General features: G+C 64.4%; 15 protein-coding genes. 8 read left to right on the top strand and 7 right to left on the bottom strand.

What is annotated here, in order from left to right; translation table 11 throughout:
• Position 1: 1 nt before the first annotated feature.
• Positions 2-2,710, bottom strand: a complete 2,709-nt coding sequence (gene aceE / locus DVB37_RS10295) for a pyruvate dehydrogenase (acetyl-transferring), homodimeric type (protein WP_046806424.1) — start codon at positions 2,708-2,710, stop codon at positions 2-4.
• 353 nt (positions 2,711-3,063) lie between these two features.
• Here aceE and DVB37_RS10290 point away from each other — a divergent pair, with 353 nt between their 5' ends.
• The 4 genes from DVB37_RS10290 to DVB37_RS10275 all read left to right on the top strand — a co-directional run bounded on the left by DVB37_RS10290 (position 3,064) and on the right by DVB37_RS10275 (position 8,557).
• Positions 3,064-4,818 carry a PAS domain S-box protein gene (locus DVB37_RS10290; protein WP_120154970.1) on the top strand — a complete coding sequence of 585 codons (1,755 nt, stop codon included), beginning with the start codon at positions 3,064-3,066 and terminating at the stop codon, positions 4,816-4,818.
• Entirely contained in the window at positions 4,815-5,441 is a 627-nt protein-coding gene (locus DVB37_RS10285; RefSeq protein WP_006219003.1) for a response regulator transcription factor, read from the top strand. Before DVB37_RS10290 ends, DVB37_RS10285 begins: the two co-directional genes overlap by 4 nt.
• Entirely contained in the window at positions 5,438-6,289 is an 852-nt protein-coding gene (gene folD / locus DVB37_RS10280) for a bifunctional methylenetetrahydrofolate dehydrogenase/methenyltetrahydrofolate cyclohydrolase FolD (RefSeq protein ID WP_120154968.1), read from the top strand. Before DVB37_RS10285 ends, folD begins: the two co-directional genes overlap by 4 nt.
• 201 nt (positions 6,290-6,490) lie before the next feature.
• Positions 6,491-8,557, top strand: a complete 2,067-nt coding sequence (locus DVB37_RS10275) for a M3 family metallopeptidase (RefSeq protein ID WP_120157442.1) — start codon at positions 6,491-6,493, stop codon at positions 8,555-8,557.
• 157 nt (positions 8,558-8,714) lie between these two features.
• On the opposite strand, the gene DVB37_RS10270 is transcribed toward DVB37_RS10275, so the two are convergent.
• The gene (locus DVB37_RS10270; RefSeq protein WP_205571617.1) at positions 8,715-9,473 is read right to left on the bottom strand and encodes a bifunctional 2-polyprenyl-6-hydroxyphenol methylase/3-demethylubiquinol 3-O-methyltransferase UbiG; all 759 of its coding nucleotides are present in this window, start codon (positions 9,471-9,473) and stop codon (positions 8,715-8,717) included.
• 303 nt (positions 9,474-9,776) lie between these two features.
• Between DVB37_RS10270 and DVB37_RS10265 the strand changes: the two genes are divergently transcribed.
• Positions 9,777-10,391, top strand: a complete 615-nt coding sequence (locus DVB37_RS10265) for an SCO family protein (RefSeq protein WP_046806421.1) — start codon at positions 9,777-9,779, stop codon at positions 10,389-10,391.
• Between the two features lie 137 nt (positions 10,392-10,528).
• Complete coding sequence (locus DVB37_RS10260) at positions 10,529-10,780, top strand: GlsB/YeaQ/YmgE family stress response membrane protein (protein ID WP_046806420.1); 252 nt, start codon at positions 10,529-10,531, stop codon at positions 10,778-10,780.
• Positions 10,781-10,859: 79 nt separating this feature from the next.
• Here DVB37_RS10260 and adeC read toward each other — a convergent pair whose 3' ends face one another.
• Genes adeC through DVB37_RS10245 form a run of 3 tightly spaced genes read right to left on the bottom strand, consistent with a single transcriptional unit; the run spans position 10,860 to position 16,728 of the window.
• Positions 10,860-12,359 (bottom strand): AdeC/AdeK/OprM family multidrug efflux complex outer membrane factor, encoded by a 1,500-nt coding sequence (gene adeC, locus DVB37_RS10255; RefSeq protein WP_120154966.1) that lies wholly within the window; start codon positions 12,357-12,359, stop codon positions 10,860-10,862.
• Positions 12,359-15,538, bottom strand: a complete 3,180-nt coding sequence (locus DVB37_RS10250; protein WP_120154964.1) for an efflux RND transporter permease subunit — start codon at positions 15,536-15,538, stop codon at positions 12,359-12,361. The genes adeC and DVB37_RS10250 overlap by 1 nt, the downstream gene beginning before the upstream one ends.
• 14 nt (positions 15,539-15,552) lie before the next feature.
• Positions 15,553-16,728 (bottom strand): efflux RND transporter periplasmic adaptor subunit, encoded by a 1,176-nt coding sequence (locus tag DVB37_RS10245; RefSeq protein ID WP_104144953.1) that lies wholly within the window; start codon positions 16,726-16,728, stop codon positions 15,553-15,555.
• Positions 16,729-16,999: 271 nt separating this feature from the next.
• Between DVB37_RS10245 and DVB37_RS10240 the strand changes: the two genes are divergently transcribed.
• Complete coding sequence (locus tag DVB37_RS10240) at positions 17,000-17,905, top strand: LysR family transcriptional regulator (protein ID WP_046806416.1); 906 nt, start codon at positions 17,000-17,002, stop codon at positions 17,903-17,905.
• 110 nt (positions 17,906-18,015) lie between these two features.
• Here DVB37_RS10240 and DVB37_RS10235 read toward each other — a convergent pair whose 3' ends face one another.
• Positions 18,016-18,747: a pseudouridine synthase gene (locus tag DVB37_RS10235; RefSeq protein WP_046806415.1), complete on the bottom strand. Its 732-nt coding sequence runs from the start codon at positions 18,745-18,747 to the stop codon at positions 18,016-18,018.
• Between the two features lie 56 nt (positions 18,748-18,803).
• On the opposite strand from DVB37_RS10235, the gene DVB37_RS10230 reads away from it, so the two are divergent.
• Positions 18,804-19,424, top strand: a complete 621-nt coding sequence (locus tag DVB37_RS10230) for a chorismate lyase (RefSeq protein ID WP_046806414.1) — start codon at positions 18,804-18,806, stop codon at positions 19,422-19,424.
• A gap of 34 nt (positions 19,425-19,458) precedes the next feature.
• On the opposite strand, the gene DVB37_RS10225 is transcribed toward DVB37_RS10230, so the two are convergent.
• A complete protein-coding gene (locus tag DVB37_RS10225; RefSeq protein WP_120154962.1) occupies positions 19,459-21,192 on the bottom strand; it encodes a SulP family inorganic anion transporter in 1,734 nt (577 codons plus the stop codon).
• Between the last annotated feature and the right edge of the window lie 14 nt (positions 21,193-21,206).

Genomic DNA, 21,206 nt, shown 5'->3' with positions numbered 1-21,206 from the left:
CTCAGGCGTATTGCGGGTTGGCTTTGTTCGGATTGATGCCGTACTTCTTGATGGCTTCCGCCACCTTGGCCATCGGAACCTTGCCTTCGTCTGCCAGCGCGCGCAGCGCGGCGACCACGACAAAGTGGCGATCCACTTCGAAGTGCTCACGCAGCTTGGCGCGGAAGTCCGAGCGGCCGAAACCGTCGGTGCCCAGCACCTTGTATTCGCGGCCCTTGGGCACGAACGGACGGATCTGGTCGGCAAAGAGCTTCATGTAGTCGGTCGACGCGATGATCGGGCCTTCCGTCTTGGCCAGCTGTTCCGTGACGTAAGCCACTTGCGGCTTTTTCTCGTCGGGGTGCAGCATGTTGTGGCGCTCGGCGTCCAGGCCGTTGCGGCGCAGTTCGGTGAAGCTGGTGACGCTCCACAGATCCGATGCCACGCCCCAGTCGGCGTCCAGCAGTTCCTGCGCAGCCATGACTTCGCGCAGGATCGTGCCCGAGCCCATCAGCTGCACGCGGTTCTTGCCCTTGCCGTGCGTCTTCAGCTTGTACATGCCCTTGATGATGCCTTCCTCGTCGCCCTGGGTCAGACCGGGCTGCGGGTAGTTTTCGTTCATCACCGTCAGGTAGTAATAGACGTTTTCCTGGTCTTCCACCATGCGCTTCAAGCCATGCTGGATGATCACGGCCAGCTCATGGCCGAACGTCGGGTCGTACGACACGCAGTTCGGGATGGTGGACGCCAGGATGTGGCTGTGGCCGTCTTCGTGCTGCAAGCCTTCGCCGTTCAGCGTCGTGCGGCCGGCAGTGCCGCCCAACAGGAAGCCGCGCGCCTGCATGTCGCCCGCCGCCCAGGCCAGATCGCCAATGCGCTGGAACCCGAACATCGAGTAGTAGATGAAGAACGGAATCATGATGCGGTTGTTCGAGGAATACGACGTGGCCGCCGCGATCCACGAGCTCATTGCACCCGCTTCGTTGATGCCTTCCTGCAGCAGCTGGCCGTCGGCCGACTCCTTGTAGTACATGACCTGGTCCTTATCGACCGGGATGTACTTCTGGCCTTCCGGGGCATAGATGCCGATCTGGCGGAACAGGCCTTCCATACCGAAGGTACGCGATTCGTCGGCCAGGATCGGCACCACGCGCGGACCCAGTTCCTTGTCGCGCAGCACCTGGTTCAGGATGCGAACGAAGGCTTGCGTGGTGGAAATTTCACGGCCTTCGGCAGTGGGTTCCAGCACGGCCTTGAAGGCGTCCAGCGCGGGGGCCTTGAGCTGCTCGTCGGCCTTGGCGCGGCGGCGCGGCAGATAGCCGCCCAGCGCGGCGCGGCGCTCGTGCAGGTACTTCATTTCGGGCGAATCTTCGGCCGGCTTGAAGTACGGCAGGTCTTCCAGCTTGTCGTCCGGAATCGGGATGCCGAAGCGATCGCGGAATTCGCGGATGGATTCGAGTTCCAGCTTCTTTTGCTGGTGGGTCGGGTTCTTGGCCTGGCCCACGTGGCCCATGCCGTAGCCCTTGATGGTCTTGGCCAGGATGACGGTGGGTTGCCCGGTGTGGCTGGTGGCGGCGTCGAACGCGGCGTACACCTTGTGGGGGTCGTGGCCGCCACGGTTCAGGCGCCAGATGTCTTCGTCGCTCATGCGCGAGACGGCTTCCAGCAGCTTGGGGTGCTTGCCAAAGAAATGTTCACGGACGAACTTGCCGTCGTTGGCCTTGTACGCCTGGTACTCGCCGTCCACGGTTTCTTCCATGATCTGGCGCAGGATGCCTTCCTTGTCGTGCGCAAGCAGCGGATCCCAGTAACCGCCCCAGATCAGCTTGATGACGTTCCAGCCGGAACCGCGGAAGTCGCCTTCCAGTTCCTGGATGATCTTGCCGTTGCCGCGCACCGGGCCGTCCAGGCGTTGCAGGTTGCAGTTCACCACGAAGATCAGGTTGTCGAGCTTTTCGCGCGCGGCCAGGGCGATGGCGCCCAGCGATTCCGGTTCGTCCATTTCGCCGTCGCCGCAGAATACCCAGACCTTGCGGTTGCTGGTGTCGGCAATGCCGCGGGCGTGCAGGTACTTCAGGAAGCGGGCTTGATAGATGGCCATCAGCGGGCCCAGGCCCATCGACACCGTCGGGAATTGCCAGAAATCCGGCATCAGCTTCGGGTGCGGGTAGGACGACAGGCCCTTGCCGTCCACTTCCTGGCGGAAGTGGTTCAGCTGTTCTTCGGTCAGGCGGCCTTCAAGGTAGGCGCGGCCGTACATGCCGGGCGACGTGTGGCCCTGGAAGTAGACCAGGTCACCGCCGTGGTTTTCGTCTTCGGCGTGCCAGAAGTGGTTCTGGCCGCAGCCGATCATGGTGGCCAGCGAGGCAAACGATGCGATGTGGCCGCCCAGGTCGCCGCCGTCCGGCGGGTTGTGCTTGTTGGCCTTGACGACCATGGCCATGGCGTTCCAGCGCACATACGAGCGGATACGCGTTTCCAGTTCCAGGTTGCCCGGATGCGCGGGCTCCAGGCCCGGCGGAATCGTGTTGACGTAAGCGGTATTCGGCGAGAACGGGATGTGGGCACCCGAACGACGCGCTTCGTCGATCAGGCGTTCCAGCAGGTAGTGCGCGCGCTGCGGCCCTTCGCGATCAAGGACTGCCGCCAGGGCTTCGAGCCACTCCTGGGTTTCAAGGGTGTCTTCGTCGTTGGCAGCCTGCGGGGCGCCAGCCTGGGCGAAAGAGGACATCGTGTGTCTCCTGTTGGGGTTCGTCGTGACCACACCCGCTTGATGGTTCAACTCGCGGACTCTGCATGGTAGCCGGGATCATCCGGGCTACCATGTCAGGCATGGGTCGGGGTGTTTTTCTAGAGACCTGCTTTGGGTCGGTTCCCTATCAGCCGGCATTCTAAGAAAGAAGATTAACCGGTCGCAAGGAAAATTTCATGTTGCGGTACGGCATTTCATAATGCGAAATGTTGACCATCCGCTGAACGGCCTCTGACGCGTCTTTTTATGGCCTAGGCCAAAAGCAGGGCTTGATTCCCGGCAATTCCCGCCCAACACGCACTAAAATGCGCGGTCTATCTGGCCCGAATTCCATGTCCAGCGCGCCCAAGTCCAATATTCCTACGCCGTTCCACGATCACGCCCGCACTCGCCGCCGCGGCGTGTATTGGGTCACGCCTGTCATGGTGCTGATCCTGTACATCTGTGTGATGGGGGTGTTCTTCTGGCTGCAACGCATTCATGACGATAGCGTCATGTTTGTGACGATCGACCAGGAAATGCGCCAGCAGCGCCTGATATGGGTGGTGCTGGCATTGTCCTGCGTGATCGTCATCAGCCTGTTGATGCTGTGGCGCTATACCCGCTTTCGTTCCACCGCCGAAGCCGCGCTCATCGCCGAGACCGGCTTTCGCCGCGCTATGGAAAATTCCATGTCCACCGGCATGCGCGTGCTGGATATGGAAGGCCGCATCGCCTACGTGAACCCCGCGTTCTGCCGCATGATCGGCTGGAACGAAGCCGACCTGATCGGCCGCAGCCCGCCCTTTCCTTATTGGGTGCCCGGCCGCCATGAACAACACCAGCACACGCTGGACGTCCTGATGTCGGGCAAGACGCCCAGCAGCGGCCTGGAAGTGGAAGCGCAACGGCGCGACGGGTCGCGCTTCACCGCGCGCATGTATGTGTCGCCGCTGCTGGACCCGAACGGCAACCAGATCGGCTGGATGACGTCGATGACCGACATCACCGAACCCAAGCGCATCCGCGAAGCCCTGACCGCCGCGCACGAACGCTTCATGACGGTGCTGGAAGGCCTGGACGACGCCATCTCGGTCACGGCGGACACCCACGACGGCCTGGAACTGCTGTTTGCCAACCGCACCTACCGCCGCGTTTTCGGCGCGCAGACGGGCGGCCACGACGAACTGCTGGCCGGCCGCCGTGGCCGCTTCACCGATGAATCCGTGGAAGTGTTCGCGCCGTCGGTGCAGCGCTGGTTTGAAGTGCACCACCGCATGCTGGCCTGGACGGACGGCCGCCGCGTGCGCATGCAGGTGGCGCGCGACATCACCGAGCGCCGTGGCCACGAAGAAGCGTCCCGCGTGCAGCAGGAAAAGATTCAGCTGACCAGCCGCCTGACGACGATGGGCGAAATGGCCTCGTCGCTGGCGCACGAACTGAACCAGCCGCTGACGGCCATCGCCAACTACAGCATGGGCGCGGTGGCCTTGGTCAAGGCCGGCCACACCAGCCCCAACATGCTGCTGCCCGCGCTGGAAAAAGCCGCGTCGCAGGCCGAACGCGCGGGCAAGATCATCAGCCGCATCCGCGAATTCGTGAAGCGCAGCGAGCCGCGCCGCCAACGCGTGGCTATCGGCCGCATTGTCGACAACGCCATCGGCTTTGCCGAAATCGACGCCCGCAAGCGCCGCATCCGCATCGACAGCTTCGTGCCGTCGAATGCGCCCGACGTGCTGGCCGACCCCATCCTGATCGAACAGGTGCTGTTGAACCTGCTCAAGAACGGGCTGGAAGCCATGGAAAACAGCGAATCGGACGAATTGAAAGTCGCCGTGATCCTGCACGAGCAACATATAGAAGTGGCCGTGGTGGACCGCGGCCATGGCCTGGCCGAGCCCGAACGCCTGTTCGAACCGTTCTTCAGCACCAAGACCCAGGGCCTGGGCATGGGGCTGAACATCTGCCGTACCATTATTGAATCGCACCATGGCCGCCTGTGGGCGGACCCCAACCCCGCTGGCGGTACTATTTTCCGCTTTACCCTGCCCTGCGCTGCTTCCCAGCCGCAGGCCCAGAATGATCAGTCCGAGGAGTTGCACGCATGAACACGCCCCACCTGTCGAGCACGGTATTCATAGTTGACGACGACGAAGCGGTCCGCGATTCGCTGCGCTGGCTGTTGGAAGCCAATGGCTATCGCGTTCGCGCCTATGCCAGCGGCGAATCCTTCCTGGAAGACTACGACGCCAGCCAGATCGGCGTGCTGATCGCCGACGTGCGCATGCCCGGCATGAGCGGCCTGGAACTCCAGGAGCAGCTTATCGCCCGCAACGCGCCGCTACCCATCGTCTTCATCACCGGCCACGGCGACGTGCCCATGGCCGTTTCCACGATGAAGAAAGGCGCCGTCGACTTCCTGGAAAAGCCCTTCAACGAATCGGACCTGCGCGAGATCGTTGCGCGCATGCTTGAGCAAGCCACGCAGCGCGTGTCCAAGCACCAGGCCCAAAAGGACCACGAAGCCATGCTGGCACGCCTGACCGCGCGCGAGCAGCAGGTGCTGGAGCGCATCGTCGCCGGCCGCTTGAACAAGCAGATTGCCGACGACCTGGGCATCAGCATCAAGACCGTCGAGGCGCATCGCGCCAACATTATGGAAAAACTAGAAGTGACTACCGTTGCTGATTTGATGAAAGTGGCCTTGGCCAAACCCGAGGCGCATGCATGACCGCCAGGATTATTGACGGCGCGGCCCTGTCGCTGCGCATTCGTGAAGAAGTCGCCCAGCGCGTCGCCACCCTGGCGGCCAAGGGCACGCGCCCGGGTCTGGCCGTGGTGCTGGTGGGCGCGGACCCCGCGTCCCAGGTTTACGTGCGCAACAAGGTTGCCGCCTGCGAAAAAGCCGGCCTGCATTCTGTCAAGGAACAGTACCCGGCCGAGATGACCGAGGCCGAACTGCTGGCCCGCATCGCCGTGTTGAACCAGGACCCCACCATCCACGGCATCCTGGTGCAGTTGCCGCTGCCCAAGCACATGGATGCCCACAAGGTCATCGAAGCCATTTCGGCCGAGAAGGACGTGGACGGCTTTCACATCAGCAACGCCGGCCTGCTCATGACCGGCCAGCCGCTGTTCCGCCCCTGCACGCCCTACGGCGTGATGAAGATGCTGGAATCGGAAGGCGTGACGCTGCGCGGCGCGGAAGCCGTGATCGTCGGCGCCAGCAACATCGTCGGCAAGCCGATGGCCATGTTGCTGCTTGCCGCCGGCGCCACCATCACCATCTGCAATTCCAAGACGCGCGACCTGGCGGCCCAGACCCGCCGCGCCGACGTCCTGGTGGTGGCCACCGGCAAGCCCGGCATGATCGACGGTTCGATGATCAAGCCCGGCGCCGTGGTCATCGACGTGGGCATCAACCGTGGCGAAGACGGCAAGCTGTGCGGCGACGTGGACTTCGCGTCCGCCAAGGAAGTTGCCGGCGCCATCACGCCCGTGCCGGGTGGCGTGGGCCCCATGACCATCGCCATGCTGCTGGTCAACACGGTCGAAGCCGCCGAACGCGCGGCGGGCTGACACGTTCCAGACCCATCACAAGGGCAATGCGCAGGCCGCCAACGGCTGCGCGTTGCCCTTGCCGCATGTGGGCTTGACTGCCCTTGCTTTCGGGCGGATCGTCCCTATCTGATCCTTATGTCTTTGCGGCCCCGCGTGCCTTCGTTGGGCACCGTGCTGGGTCCGCCCCCCGCCTTTTCACATCCCGATCCCGGTAACACCATGACCCAGAACCCCTTGCTTGCCCCCGTTTCCGATCTGGTCGACTACGCGGCCGTCAAGCCCGAGCACATCGTGCCGGCCGTGGAAGAACTGCTGGGCATCGCCCGCAAGGCCGTGGACCACGCCGCCGATGCCGCGCTGGCGCCCACCTGGGAAGCCGTGGTGGAACCGCTGGACACCGCCTCTGAACGCCTGTGGCGCGCCTGGTCGGTGGCCGGCCACTTGAACGCTGTCGTCAACACGCCCGAACTGCGCGAAGCCTATAACGCCGCGCTGCCGCTGATCACCGAATTTTCAACCTGGGTCGGGCTGCACGAAGGCCTGTACCAGCAATACCAGCGTCTGGCCGCCGCGCCCGACTTTGCATCGTGGTCGCCCGTGCGCCGCCGCATCGTCGACATGGCGCTGCGCGACTTCCGCTTGAGCGGCGTGGAATTGCAAGGCGCCGATCGCGAACGCTACGCGCAGATCTCCGACCGCGAAGCGCAGGCGTCGCAGAAGTTTTCCGAGAACGTGCTGGACGCCATCGACGCCTGGTCGCTGCTGGTGGACGATGAATCGCGCCTGGCCGGCATCCCGGCCGATGTGCTGTCCGCCGCCCGCGCCGCCGCCGCAGAAGACGGCAAGACGGGCTGGAAGCTGACCCTGAAAATGCCGTGCTACCTGCCCGTGATGCAGTACGCGCAAGACCGCACGCTGCGCGAAGCGCTGTATCGCGGCTACGGCACCGTGGCATCCGAACAAGGCGATGCCAAGTTCGACAATTCCCCCCTGATCGAAGAGCTGCTGTCGCTGCGCGCCGAAGAATCCGGCCTGCTGGGCCTGGGCACCTACGCCTCGCTGCGCTTGCAGACCCGCATGGCGCGCGACGCCGGCGAAGTCACCGTCTTTTTGCGTGACCTGGCCGCCCGCGCCAAACCGTTTGCGCAACGCGACCTGGCCGAGCTCAAGGCCTACGCCACGGGCGAACTGGGCCTGGACGAGCTGCAACCCTGGGACGTGGCCTTTGCTTCGGAACGCCTGCGCGAATCGCGCTATGCGTATTCCGAAGACGAAGTGAAGCAGTACTTCACCGAACCGCGTGTGCTGGCCGGCCTGTTCGACGTCATCGAAAAACTGTTCGACGTGCGCCTGACCGAAACGCCCGTCTCCACCTGGCACAGCGACGCGCGCGGCGTGCGCGTCGAGCGCGCGGATGGCGGCTTGATCGGCTATCTGTACCTGGACCTGTATGCCCGCTCGGGCAAGCAAAGCGGCGCCTGGGTCGACAGCGAACGCGCCCGCCGCGTCGTCGCCGGCCACGTGCAAACGCCCGTGGTCTACCTGACCTGCAACTTCTCGCGCCCCAACGGCGACCGCGCCGCCGTGCTTACGCACGACGACGTCATCACGCTGTTCCACGAAACCGGTCATGCGCTGCACGCGCTGCTGTCCGAGGTGGACGAACCCGGCGCGGCGGCCTTCGCCAGCGTTGAATGGGATGCTATCGAACTGCCGTCGCAGTTCATGGAGAACTTCTGCTGGGAATGGGCCGTGGTGCAAAAGCTGTCGGCGCACGTGGACACCGGTGAGCCGCTGCCGCGCGCGCTTTACGACCGCCTGGTCGCCGCGCGCAATTTCCAAAGCGGCATGCAGGCGGTGCGCCAGATCGAATTTGCCCTGTTCGACATGTTGATGCACGACCGCCCCAACGGCGCCACCATTACGGAAGTGCTGGCGCTGTTGCAGGAAGTGCGCCAGGAAGTGGCCGTGCTGTTCCCGCCGTCGTGGCATCGTCTGCCGCACGCGTTTTCGCACCTGTTCGCCGGCGGCTACGGCGCGGGCTACTACAGCTACAAGTGGGCGGAAGTGCTGTCGGCCGACGCGTACGAGGCCTTCGAGGAAGCCGCGGCCAAGCAGCCGGGCAACCCCTTGGGCACGCTGGACCCGGAAACCGGCGCGCGCTTCCGGCGCGAAGTGCTGGCCGTGGGCGGCTCGCGCCCGGCGGCCGAATCGTTCGCCGCGTTCCGCGGCCGGGAGCCTCGCATCGACGCCCTGCTGCGCCACAGTGGAATGAGCGGCAGCTGATCGCCCTGCCCCGCGCAAAAAAGCCCGCAGCGGTTGCAATCCGCTGCGGGCTTTTTTGCGCCTGCGCCTAGGGCTACGGCTACGGCTAGGGCTTCGACTTCGGCTTCGACTTCGACTTCGACTTCGGCTTCGACTTCGCTTCGCCTTTCCCCGTCACCTACGCCTGCGTCTGCGCAGGCACCGGCTCGTCCGGACGACGCGCCGACACCACCAGCCAGCGTCCATACACCGACTGATCCGACCCGGCCTGCTTCCAGAATCGACGCACGTCTTCGTTCTCGGCCCCCTTCACCCGGCCTCGGTAATACAGGCGCGACGGCACGGCCAGCAGACGCTCGATCATGCGCTTGGGCTTGGGCTCGTTGACTTCATGCAGCGTAATGTCCGTGTAGCCGTAATGCGTCAGCAGCAGGTGCAGTTGCGGAAAGCTGAACGGAAAATACGCGATGTAATCCACGCCGCGCTGCTTGCCCACCATGGGACGAAAGCCGGAATGAAACCCGCGCATCAGAAATTGCCACCTTGACCGCAGATACCACGTATTCGGCGTGGTGACGATCAAGGTACCGCCCGGCCGCAGCGCCTGGTACAGGCTCTGCGCCAGCACGCCCGGGTTGGTCATCAGGTGGATCGCCTCGCAGCACACCACCGCGTCGTAGGCGGTGTCCACCTTCAGGGGCGTGTCCAGATCGTGCTCGGTGACTGACTGATAGCCGGCGTCGGCGGGCGGAAATTCCCACAGGCCTACGCCGTCCACGGCAATTTGCCGGCTGCCCTGGGCCGAGAGCATATCGCCCAGCCAGCCTGTTCCGCAGGGCGCGTCCAGCACGCGGCCGGCGTTGCGGTTATGCAGGATGTCGATTACTGCGGGGTAATACGGGAACAACGGATAACGAATTGCCGTGCCGGATGCCATATCCACGTTCAGGACCTTCCTGTAGCTGCGTTACTGACGAGGCTCTGAATATAGACCGCGCGCATCGTCGATGGAATGACTTTGCGACATCTAAAACACACTCCCCACAAAGCTTCACAAATCGGCCCGGGGCCCCAGGCCGAAGCGGATGTTTGCGCCAGGACAAGAACCGGGCGCGCCCAACGCCCCGTGCCCCTGGCCGGCCGCCGGCCCGCCGCATCCATGCAGGTAGAATCAACGGGTTTGACCGGCTTGATCCGGGACGGATTGCTCCTACAACTCTTTCGGCCTTTCCTGAGACTCATGCGACACCTCATTACCGGCCGCGCCTGGCGTGGTCTGCTGTTGGCCCTTTGCGTGTTTCTTGCCGCCTGCGGCGATCGGAACGTGGACTGGACGCTGTACAACGTCAAGGGGCATCTGCCCGACCTGAAATTCTCGCTGCCCGGCGCGGGCGGCAAGACCATCAGCAGCGACGACCTGAAGGGCAAGACGGTCATGCTGTTCTTCGGCTACGCCAGTTGCCCGGACATCTGCCCCACCACCATGGCGCAGTTGACAGCCGTGCTGCAAAACCTGGGCGACAAGGCCAAGAACGTGCGCATCGTGTTCGTCAGCGTCGACCCGCACCGCGACACGCCCGACATCCTGCAAGCCTACGTCAACGCCTTCAACAACAACGCCATCGGCGTGACGGGCGACGAAAAACAGATCGCGGACCTGGCTCGGCGCTACCGCGTGGCCTACCAGATTGAAAAGCCGCGCCCGGGCGACGACGCCGACATGTACGAGGTCACGCACAGCCGTGGCGTGTACATTTTCGACAAGGACGGCCACGCGCGGCTGCTGGCGTCTGACACCGACAGCGTCTCGGCGCTGACCAAGGACGTCGCCCAACTGATCGACATTACCTCCTGATCCGGACACCATCCAGGCCCGATTGCCCGACTTGTTGCATGGCCGCGCCACATACCAGTTGTTACAGCCGCCCCCCAAAAAGCGTGAGTATCATCAGTGCACATCGCCCCCTTTTTATTAAAGCAAGGAGTATGCGCATGAGCATTATCATCATGATCATCGTCGGGTTCATCGTGGGCTTGATCGCCCGCGCCATCATGCCCGGAGACCAGAACATGGGGATCATCATGACCACCATCCTGGGTATCGTCGGCGCCGTGGTTGCCGGTTTCCTGGGTCAGACGATGGGTTGGTACGCAGAGGGCGAACCGGCTGGCTGGATCGCCTCGGTTGTGGGCGCCATCATCGTGCTGTTCGTGGTTGGCCTTGTCGCCCGCAAGCGCACCTGACGCCCTGCCAGGCAAGCATCAATAAAAAACGGGCCGATCTTTCGATCGGCCCGTTTTGTTTTTGGCGAGTCCGTTGCGGTTACGAACCCGAGCCTGCGCTCGCGCCCCCGCCCGACCCCTGCGCGGTCGTAGCCGTGACCGTGCGCTCGGTCCAACCGCCGCCCAGCACCTTGTACAAGGTAACCAAGTTGGACAGCCGGGCCAGCCGCGTATCCACCAGCGCTTGCTGCGACGTGTACAGCGAACGCTGCGAATCCAGCACGCTCAGGTAGTCGTCGATGCCCTGGCGGAAACGCTGGTCCGACACGTCGTAGGCGCGCTGGTTGGCGTCCACCAGCAGGCGCTGCGCCTGGATCTGGTCGTCCAGCGTGCCGCGCCCGGCCAAGGCGTCGGCCACTTCACGAAAGCCCGTCTGAATGGACCTTTCGTACTGCGCCACCTGGATGTTCTTCTGCACCTTGGCCAAATCCAGATTCGCTTGCAGCGAACCGCCGGCGAAGATCGGCACGGTGATCTGCGGCACGAAGCTCCACGCGCCCGAACCGCCTTCGAACAAGCCGCCCAGGCTGGCGCTGGCGGTGCCCGCCTGGCCGGTCAGGCTGATGGTGGGAAAGAACGCCGCGCGCGCCGCGCCGATGTTGGCGTTGGCGCCCTTGAGCTGATGTTCGGCCGCGCGGATGTCCGGGCGGCGCGCCAACAGATCCGACGGCAAGCCGGCCGGCAAGGTCGTGGGCAACATGCCGTCATCCAGCTTTACGGCCTGGTCCAGCGCCGCCACCATTTCCGGCGACATCGGCTGGCCCACCAGCAGCGTCAACGCATTGCGGTCCTGCGCGGCCTGACGCGTGTATTGCGACAGGTTGCGCTGGGCCGTGCGCAGCGACACTTCCGCCTGGCTCAGGTCCAGCGCCGTGGACAGCCCCTGGTCGTAGCTTTGCTGCGTGAGCTTGAACGAATCTTCCTGGCTCTTTAGCGTGTCACGCGTCAGGCCCAGCAATTCCTGGTCGGCGCGCAAGGTCAGATAGGCATTGGCCACTTCGGCAATCAGCGTCAGCTGCGTGGCCGTGCGCGTTTCGTCCAGCGCCAGATAAGACTCCAGCGCCTGGTCGCTCAGGCTGCGGATGCGGCCGAACAGGTCCAGTTCCCAGGCCGACAGTGCGGCGCCCACCTGGTAGTTGTGGCTGGTGGTGGCGCTGCCGCTGGGCGACAGGTCGGCCGGCGTGCGCTGCGCGGTTTCCTTGCCGGCCACGCCCACGCTGGGCAGCAGGTCGGCACGCTGAATACGGTACTGTGCACGCGCCGCTTCCACGTTCAACGCGGCCACGCGCAGGTCGCGGTTGTTGGCCAGCGACAGTTCGATCAGCTGTTGCAGCAGCGGGTCGCTGAAGAAGTCGCGCCAGCCGACGTCGGCGGTGGACATGCCCTGCGCCAGCTGCGAGCCATCGGCCTTGTAGGCATCGCCCGTGGGATAGTTGGCGCTGACGGGCGCGTCGGGCCGTTCGTAGGTCGGGGCCAGCGAGCAGCCCGCCAGGGCCGCCGCCAGGGAAACAGACAACAAGGTTCTCATCTGAAGTTTCATTACGGTTGTCCTTCGGCGGACACTTCCTGCGAGCCGTTGGCGCTGGTGTCGTGCTTGTCTTGGTTTTCGCTCATGCGCTTGACCTTGAACACGCGCAGCATGATGACGAAGAAGGCCGGAACAAAGAAGATGGCCAGGAACGTGCCGGTCAGCATGCCGCCGATCACGCCCGTGCCGATGGCGTTCTGGCTGCCCGAACCGGCGCCCGACGAAATCGCCAGCGGCGTCACGCCCAGGATGAACGCCAGCGACGTCATCAGGATGGGGCGCAAGCGTTGGCGGGCGGCGTGGATGGCCGACTCCGTCAGGCTTGCGCCAGACTCGAAGTGTTCCTTGGCAAATTCCACGATCAGAATCGCGTTCTTGGCCGCCAGCCCCACCGTGGTCAACAGCCCCACCTGGAAGTACACGTCGTTGGACAGCCCGCGTGCCAGCGTCGCCAGCAGCACGCCGATAATGCCCAGCGGCACCACCAGCATCACCGCCGTCGGGATGGACCAGCTTTCATACAACGCGGCCAGGCACAGGAACACCACGATCAACGAAATGGCGTACAGCGCCGGGGCCTGCGAACCGGACAGGCGTTCTTCGAACGACAGCCCCGTCCATTCAAAGCCCACGCCCACCGGCAGCTTGGCCGCCAGCTTTTCCATTTCTTCCATGGCCGCGCCCGAGCTATAACCCGGCGCCGCCTGGCCCTGGATGTTGTAGGACGGCACGCCGTTATAGCGGTTCAGCTTTTGCGGGCCGAAGCTCCACGTGGCTTTCGAGAACGCCGAGAACGGCACCATGTCGCCCGCATTGTTGCGTACGTACCATTTGTTCAGGTCTTCCGGCAGCATGCGCGAGGACGCCTCGCCCTGCGCGAACACCTTCTTCACGCGGCCCCGGTCGATGAAGTCGTTGACGTACGACGACCCCCACGCCGTGGCCAGCGTGCTGTTGATGTCCGACACGGCCACGCCCAGCGCACGCGCTTTTTCGCGGTCGATATCCAGTTGGTACTGCGGCGCGTCTTCGATGCCGTTGGGACGCACGCCCACCAGCACCGGGCTCTTGGCGGCTTCGCCCAGCAGCTGGTTGCGCGCGGCAAGCAGCTTTTCGTGGCCCACGCCGGCGCGGTCCATCAGCTGGAAGTCAAAGCCGGTGACGTTGCCCAATTCCATCACGGACGGCGGCGGCACCACGAACAGTTGCGCGCGGCGCTCGGTCTTGCCGAAGTGCGCGTTGGCGCGCGCCGCCACGGCGCCGGCCTTGAGCCTGGCGTCGCCGCGTTCTTCCCAGTCGCGCAGCTTGATGAACAGGATGGACGCGTTCTGGCCACGGCCGCCGAAGTTAAAGCCGTTGACGGCGAACACCGATGTCACGGCGTCCTTTTCCTCGGTCAGCAGGTACTTGGTCGCGTCGTCGATGACGGCCTTGGTGGCTTCGGCGGTGGCGCCGGCGGGCGTCTGGATCTGGGCGAACAAGATGCCCTGGTCCTCGGCCGGCAGGAAGGCCGTGGGAATACGCGTGAACAGCCAGCCCATGGCAATGACCAACGCCAGGTACACGATCATCAGGCGCTTGGTGCGGTTCAGCCCGCGCGCAACGGTATTGGCATAGCCGTTGCTGCTGCGCTCGAACGAGCGGTTGAACCAGCCGAAGAAACCCTTCTTCGTACCGTGATGGCCCTTGGGGATCGGCTTGAGCAAGGTGGCGCACAAGGCCGGCGTGAAGACGATGGCAACCAGCACCGACAACACCATCGAGGACACGATCGTGATCGAGAACTGGCGGTAGATCACGCCGGTGGAGCCGCCGAAGAACGCCATCGGGATGAACACGGCGGCCAGCACCATGGCAATACCGATCAGCGCGCCCGTGATCTGGCCCATGGATTTGCGCGTGGCCTGCTTGGGCGTCAAGCCCTCTTCGGCCATCACCCGCTCCACGTTTTCCACCACCACGATCGCATCGTCCACCAACAGGCCAATGGCCAGCACCATGCCGAACATCGTCAAGGTGTTGATGGAATAACCGAACGCGGCCAGCACGCCGAACGTACCCAGCAACACCACCGGCACGGCCAGCGTGGGGATGATGGTGGCGCGGAAGTTCTGCAAGAACAGGTACATCACCAGGAAGACCAGGATGATGGCTTCGACCAGCGTCTTGAACACTTCATGGATCGACAGGCTGACGAACGGCGTCGTGTCGTACGGATAGACGACGTCCATGCCCGGCGGGAAGTACGGCTTCAGATTGTTGATGGTGTCGCGCACCGCCTGCGCCGTGTCCAGCGCGTTGGCGCCCGGGGCCAGCTTGATCGCCAGGCCCGAGGCGGGCTTGCCGTTGTAGAAGCTGTCGATGGCGTAGGTCTGCCCACCCAGTTCAATGCGCGAGACATCGCCCAGACGCACTTGCGAGCCATCGGCGTTGACCTTGAGCAGGATGCGGCCGAAGTCTTCCGGCTTCTCCAGGCGCGACGGCCCGATGATGGTGGCGTTCAATTGCTGCCCGCGCACGGACGGCAGGCCGCCCAGCTGGCCGGACGACACCTGCACGTTCTGTTCCTTGATCGCCGTCACCACGTCCACCGTGGTCAGCCCGTAGTTCACGAGCTTGGCCGGGTCCAGCCAGATCCGCATCGCGTACTGCGAGCCGAACAGCTGGAAGTCACCCACGCCCTGCGTGCGGCTGATGGGATCCTGCACGTACGAGGCCACGTAGTCGGCCAGGTCGTCCTTGGTCATCGTGCCGTCGGTGGACACGAAGCCCGCCACGATCAGGAAGTTCTTCGTGGCCTTGGTGACGCGGATACCCTGCTGCTGCACTTCCTGCGGCAACAAAGGCTGCGCCAGCGCCAGCTTGTTCTGCACCTGCACCTGCGCCGTGTCCGGGTTGGTGCCCTGCTTGAACGTCAGCGTGATGGACATGCTGCCGTCGGAATTGCTTTCCGACGAGATGTACTGCAAGCCGTCCAGCCCGTTCATCTGCTGTTCGATGACCTGCACCACGGTGTCCTGCACGGTTTGCGCGGACGCACCCGGGTAGGTCACCGCGATGCCGATCGCGGGCGGGGCGATGTTGGGGTACTGCGAGACCGGCAATTGCAGGATGGACAGCGCACCGGCCATCATCAGCACAATCGCGATCACCCACGCGAATACCGGCCTATCGATAAAAAACTTTGCCATGCAAGGCTCCCTGATTACTGCTTGGCCGGGGCGGCATTGGCCGCCTGCGGCTGCTGTGCGTTGGCGCCAGCCTCGGTAGCGACGACTTCGACGCCCGGACGCACCATTTGCAAGCCTTCCACGATCACCTTGTCGCCGGCGGCCAGGCCGTCGGTAACCAGCCACTTGTCGCCAATGGCGCGGTCGGTCGTCAGTTGGCGCAGCTCGACCTGGTTCTTGTCATTGACGACAAGCGCCGTCGGCAGGCCACGCTGGTTGCGCGTCACGCCGCGTTGCGGCACCAGCAGCCCGTCGGCGGCCACGCCGTCAGCCAGCCGCGCGCGCACGAACATGCCGGGCAACAGGCGCCGGTCGGGGTTCGGGAACACCGCGCGCAACGTGATGGAACCGGTGCCCTGGTCCACCGTGACTTCCGAAAATTGCAGTTTGCCGGTCTGCTTGTATTGCGAGCCGTCTTCCAGGGTCAGCGACACCAGCGCGGCTTGTTCGCCATCGGCCTTCTTCAGCTGGCCGCTGGCCAGCGCGTCCTGCAAGCGCAGCAGCTGCACGCTGGACTGCGTCACGTCGACGTAGATCGGGTCAATCTGCTGCACCGAGGCCAGGGCGGCGGTCTGGTTGGCCGTGACCAGCGCGCCTTCGGTCACCGCGGAACGGCCGATGATGCCGTCGATGGGCGACAGCACCTTGGTGTAGACGAGGTTGATGCGCGCCGTATCCAGCGCGGCCTTGGCCGACAGCACATCGGCCGCCGCCTGGTCGCGCGACGCCACGGCGTTGTCGTAGGTCTGTTGGCTGACGGCGCGCGTGGCCACCAGCGGCTTGTAGCGTTCGGCCAGCAAGGCGGCCGTCTTCTGCTGCGCCTGGGCGCGGGCCAGCGCAGCCTTCTGGCTGTCGAGGCTGGCTTGGTACAGCGCCGGGTCGATCTGATAGAGCTGCTGGCCGGCCTTGACCTCGCCGCCTTCGGTGAACAGGCGCTTTTGCACGATGCCGTTCACCTGGGGCCGCACTTCGGCCACGCGGAACGCGGACGTGCGGCCCGGCAGTTCGGTGGTCAGGGAAACGGGTTGCGTGGTCAGGGTCACCACGGTCACTTGCGGTTTGCCCGCCTGCGGTGCGTCTTGTTTCTTGCCGCAAGCGGCCAGGGTGAGAGCCGATGCCGTCAGCGTGAGCACTGCCGCGCTGCGCCACATAGCGCTTTTCTTATTCATAGATATTCCCGATTTCCGACAAAAAAGGAGCCCGCCTCCGCCCACGATAAGGGGGAGGTCTTGTGCATCGAATGGGTGGATTGGCATTGAAAACGCAAGAGGGCTTTATTGCATTGCTGCATTGCAGAACCCGCATTCTGAGTTATCCCGCCCCAGAAACAAAGGGGCGGATAAAGAAAACATCATTCCATTTATGGGACAATTTCCCACACCAAGTCTGTGAAAGAATCTCGACATGAAACGCTTACAAGGCATGGAACTCTTCGTCGAAGTGGCCAAGACACGTAGTTTTAGCCGCGCTGCAGCAACGCTGGGCGTGCCGAAATCGACCTTGTCTCGCCAGGTGGCCGAATTGGAAAAATCGGTGGGGCTGCGCTTGTTGAGCCGCACCACCCGCAAGGTGGAGCTGACCGATGCCGGGCGGCTGTACTTCGAACGCTGCCAGCGCATCGTGGCCGAGGCGCAGATCGCCCATGAAGAACTGCAAAAGCTGGTCGACACGCCGGCCGGGCCGCTGCGGGTCAACATGCCCGCGGATTTCGGCACCGACTTCCTGGCTGAATCGTTCATGGAGTTCTCCCGCCGCTATCCCGACGTCACGTTTTTCCTGGACCTGGCAAACCCGGACCACGCCTCGCGCGTATTCCAGACCTGCGATATCTCAATCGAAATCGGCGACCTGCCCGACTCGACGCAAATCGCCCGGCTGCTGGGCATGCTGCCCGCCCACCTGTATGCCTCGCACGACTACCTGGAAAAACACGGAGAACCCAAACATCCCAGTGACTTGACTCGCCATGAGTGCATTGAGTTCCGCGCGGAAGGCGCGGGCCGCGTCACGCGATGGCCGCTCAGCAACGGCGATCAGCACATCGAATTCACGCCGGGCAACCGGTTTTCGGTCAACGGCGTCGCCATGGCGCGGCGGCTGGCCATGCTGGGCGCGGGCATCGCGGTGCTGGTGGGCGGCCAGACGGCTGAACAGCAATCAGGGCAGTTGCGGCGCGTATTGCCGGACTGGCAACTGGGCCCCTTCCCTGTCTATGCCGTGACCGAGACGCGGCTGCTGCCGGCCAAGACCCGGATCTTCATCGAATTCCTGATGGAGCGCCTGGGCAGCAACGGGCAAGCGAAGGATACGCCCGCCTTCATGAAATAACGGCAAGTTCGAAACAGACTGAAAAATCTGCTGACGCCCGAATTCACTTGTCGGCCAGAAAGAACAGCCCGGGCGGGCCCAGGCTGACTAGATGCTGAACGACAGCGGGGTTAAAAGCCCTCGTCGTCGCGCAGATACCGCCACTGCCCCAGCGGCAGGTCGCCCAGCGACACGCGGCCGATGCGCACGCGCTTCAGGCCCACGACTTTCAGCCCGACCAGTTCGCACATGCGGCGGATCTGGCGTTTCTTGCCTTCGCGCAGAACGAAGCGCAGCTGGTCGTGGTTTTGCCAGCGCACATGGGCGGGCTTCAGCGCCTTGCCGTCCAGCGACAGGCCGTGATTCAGCAGTTCCAGGCCACGGTCGGGCAAATCGCCCTGCACCCGCACCAGGTATTCCTTGTCCACGCTGGAGTCTTCGCCGATCAGGTGCTTGGCGATGCGACCGTCTTGCGTCAGCACCAGCAAGCCTTGCGAATCGATGTCCAACCGCCCCGCCACCGCCAGGCCGTCCAGGTGCGCGCGTTCAAAGCGCTGCGGATGGCGGTCGCCGGCAAAACGCGAGCGCGAGTCGATCAACGCCACGGCGGGCGTATAGCCTTTTTCGGCCTGGCCCGACACATATCCCACCGGCTTGTTGATCAGGATGGTCACGCGCGAGGTCTGGCGCGCCTGCGCGGCGCGCTCTAGCGTGATGACCTGATCCGGAAACGCCTTGGCGCCCAGTTCGGACACCACTTCGCCGTCCACGCGGACCCAGCCGCGTTCGATATAGCTGTCGGCCTCGCGGCGCGAGCAAAGTCCGCGCTCGGACATGAGCTTGGAGATTCGTACTTTTTCCATGGCCGGTATTGTATGCGTTGGCGAGCCGCCCTTCGGGCTTGGCATAATACGCAGCCATGATGAAACCCGCCGCCCATCTCCCCCCGCTTGCTCCCGGCTGGCTGGCCGTCGCGCCACCCGTCCTGCCCCCCGCCATGCGCCACTGGCTGTTTCGCCCCGGCGCCCTGACCGCCGGCCTGCGCCAGGTAGGCCAGGTGCGCCTGCGCGTGCTGGCCGAATACGCCGACGGCGCGCCGCCCGACGAAGCCCGCGCCATGGGCATCGCGCCCGGCTCGCCGGTCTGGATCCGCGAAGTGCTGATGTCGGTGAACGGCGTGGACAGCGTGCCCGCCCGCAGCCTGACGCCGCTACGCGCATCGCATGGCGCGTGGCAAGGCATGCGCCGCCTGCTGACGCGGCCGCTGGCCGACATGCTGTATCACGACAGCACCGTCATCCGTTCCCGCTTTGCCTGCCGCCGCCTGGCCTCGCCCGTGCCGTTCTACGCCACGGCGCGCGACGTGCTGCCCACCGACGGCCACTCGCAAGACGCCCACCGCGTGTGGGCAAGACGGTCCGTCTTCTGGCGCCAGGGCCAGCCGCTGCTGGTGGCCGAGTGCTTCCTGCCCGGCTTCTGGGACGTGATCGCCGGCCAGCCCACGCCCCCGCTGGTGCCGCATCAGCGCACGGCGCGATAACAGTAGCCGCCAGCCACGCCGGAACCGCCTGGCGCTATTGCTCGCAACCGTCGGCGCCGCGTTTGCCCAGATAAAGCTCCACGGCGCTTTCCACCGTTGGATGGAAATGATCGTCGCCAAAAATTTCCGCCAGCTCGAAGCGCTTGAGCTTGTCCCGCACCGGATCCTTCATCTCGGCAAAATGCAGTGCCGCGCCTTCCTTGGACAGATGTTGGGCAAGTTCGCGCAACATGTCCGCCGCGGTCACGTCAACGCTGGTGACGGGTTCGGCCGCCACCACCACCCGGCGCACCGGCGTGGGCGAGGCATCGACGGCTTCCAACAGCCGTTGCTGAAACAGCTCGGCATTGGCGAAGAATAGCGGCGCGTCCCAGCGAAACAGCACCAGGCCGTCGATCAGTGCGGCATCTGGATAGCGCTTCAAGTCGTGATAGCCGCGCAAGTTGGGCACACGCCCCAACACCGCGAAATGCGGCCGCCAGCCATCCCACAGAAACTCGATGATGGCGATGACGACCGCCAGGCCGATGCCGGGTATCGCCCCAAACGCCGCCACGCCGGCAAAGCACAACATCGACAGCCAGAACTCCCATTGCTGGATGCGGTGGATACGGCGCAGGTCCTTGATTTCGAACAGGCCGATGGCCGCGGCGATCACCACGGCGGCCAACGCGCTGTTGGGCAGGTAGCGCAGCAGGTCAGGCGCCAACAACAGCAAAAGCGCCACGGCCGCCGCCCCGACCACGCCCGTCAGCTGCGTGCGCGCACCCGCCGCTTCGGCCACGGGCGTGCGTGATGCGCTGCTGCTGATCGGAAACCCCTGGAAGAATCCCGCCGCCAGGTTGGCCACGCCCAAGCCCACCATTTCCTGATTTGGGTCGACATGGGAGTGCGTGCGCGCGGCGTAGGTTCGCGACAGCACGCTTGTATCCGCGAAGGAAATCATCGCCACCGCGCCGCCTCCGACGATGATGGTGAGCCAGTCCGCGTTATCCAGCCATGGCCAGGTGAATGTCGGCAAGCCCTGCGGGATCTCGCCCAGCACTTTTACGCCGTGAACATCCAGCCGAAAAATGCTGACCGCCAATGTGGCCAGGACAACGGCGACCAAGATGCCGGGCACGCGCTTAAAACGCTTAAGCAGCAAGATCGTCACCAAACTGGCCGCCCCTACCGCGAAGGCATAGCCGTTGGTTTTGCCATCGGCCACTGCCCGCCCCAATTGCCACAGCTCGCGCAAGGGGCCGCCGCCTTCGATCGGAATGGCGAACAATTTCGGCAGCTGGCTGACAAGCACGGTGAGCGCAATGCCGTTCATGTAGCCATAGCGTATGGGCTTGGACAACAGTTCGGTGATGAACCCCAGGCGCAACAAGCCCAGAACGATGCAGACCAGCCCGGCGATAACGGCCATCAGGCTGGCCGCGGCCACCGCGCGCACGGGGTCGCCCCCGGACACGCTCAGCACCACCGCAAGAATGGGCGCGGCCAGCGCCGAATCCGGCCCCAGCACCAGGATGCGGCTTGGCCCAAAAATGGCATAGGCCAGCAGCGGCACGATGGTGGCGTAAAGCCCGTAGATGCCCGGCACGCCCGACGCCTCGGCATAGGCGATGCCCACCGGTACCAGCATCGCGGCCAATGCCAGGCCCGCCGCCAGGTCGTTGGGAAGCCAAGCCGCTTGATATGACCGTAGTACAGACAGCCCGGGCATCCAGCGCGTAACCGCCGAGTCGACGGGGGCAGGCGTGGGCGAGGATGCGGGCATGGTGGGCAACGGTC

This window comes from Achromobacter sp. B7, from assembly GCF_003600685.1.
Classification (GTDB): Bacteria; Pseudomonadota; Gammaproteobacteria; order Burkholderiales; family Burkholderiaceae_B; genus Achromobacter; species Achromobacter spanius_B.
This window is presented reverse-complemented; position numbering and strand designations above follow the sequence as displayed.

What these genes read in the sequence shown, in the direction of transcription:
- aceE (WP_046806424.1), bottom strand. Translation starts at nt 2,710, where the DNA reads ATGTCCTCTTTCGCCCAGGCTGGCGCCCCGCAGGCTGCCAACGACGAA.
- DVB37_RS10290 (WP_120154970.1), top strand. Translation starts at nt 3,064, where the DNA reads ATGTCCAGCGCGCCCAAGTCCAATATTCCTACGCCGTTCCACGATCAC.
- DVB37_RS10285 (WP_006219003.1), top strand. Translation starts at nt 4,815, where the DNA reads ATGAACACGCCCCACCTGTCGAGCACGGTATTCATAGTTGACGACGAC.
- folD (WP_120154968.1), top strand. Translation starts at nt 5,438, where the DNA reads ATGACCGCCAGGATTATTGACGGCGCGGCCCTGTCGCTGCGCATTCGT.
- DVB37_RS10275 (WP_120157442.1), top strand. Translation starts at nt 6,491, where the DNA reads ATGACCCAGAACCCCTTGCTTGCCCCCGTTTCCGATCTGGTCGACTAC.
- DVB37_RS10270 (WP_205571617.1), bottom strand. Translation starts at nt 9,473, where the DNA reads ATGGCATCCGGCACGGCAATTCGTTATCCGTTGTTCCCGTATTACCCC.
- DVB37_RS10265 (WP_046806421.1), top strand. Translation starts at nt 9,777, where the DNA reads ATGCGACACCTCATTACCGGCCGCGCCTGGCGTGGTCTGCTGTTGGCC.
- DVB37_RS10260 (WP_046806420.1), top strand. Translation starts at nt 10,529, where the DNA reads ATGAGCATTATCATCATGATCATCGTCGGGTTCATCGTGGGCTTGATC.
- adeC (WP_120154966.1), bottom strand. Translation starts at nt 12,359, where the DNA reads ATGAAACTTCAGATGAGAACCTTGTTGTCTGTTTCCCTGGCGGCGGCC.
- DVB37_RS10250 (WP_120154964.1), bottom strand. Translation starts at nt 15,538, where the DNA reads ATGGCAAAGTTTTTTATCGATAGGCCGGTATTCGCGTGGGTGATCGCG.
- DVB37_RS10245 (WP_104144953.1), bottom strand. Translation starts at nt 16,728, where the DNA reads ATGTGGCGCAGCGCGGCAGTGCTCACGCTGACGGCATCGGCTCTCACC.
- DVB37_RS10240 (WP_046806416.1), top strand. Translation starts at nt 17,000, where the DNA reads ATGGAACTCTTCGTCGAAGTGGCCAAGACACGTAGTTTTAGCCGCGCT.
- DVB37_RS10235 (WP_046806415.1), bottom strand. Translation starts at nt 18,747, where the DNA reads ATGGAAAAAGTACGAATCTCCAAGCTCATGTCCGAGCGCGGACTTTGC.
- DVB37_RS10230 (WP_046806414.1), top strand. Translation starts at nt 18,804, where the DNA reads ATGATGAAACCCGCCGCCCATCTCCCCCCGCTTGCTCCCGGCTGGCTG.
- DVB37_RS10225 (WP_120154962.1), bottom strand. Translation starts at nt 21,192, where the DNA reads ATGCCCGCATCCTCGCCCACGCCTGCCCCCGTCGACTCGGCGGTTACG.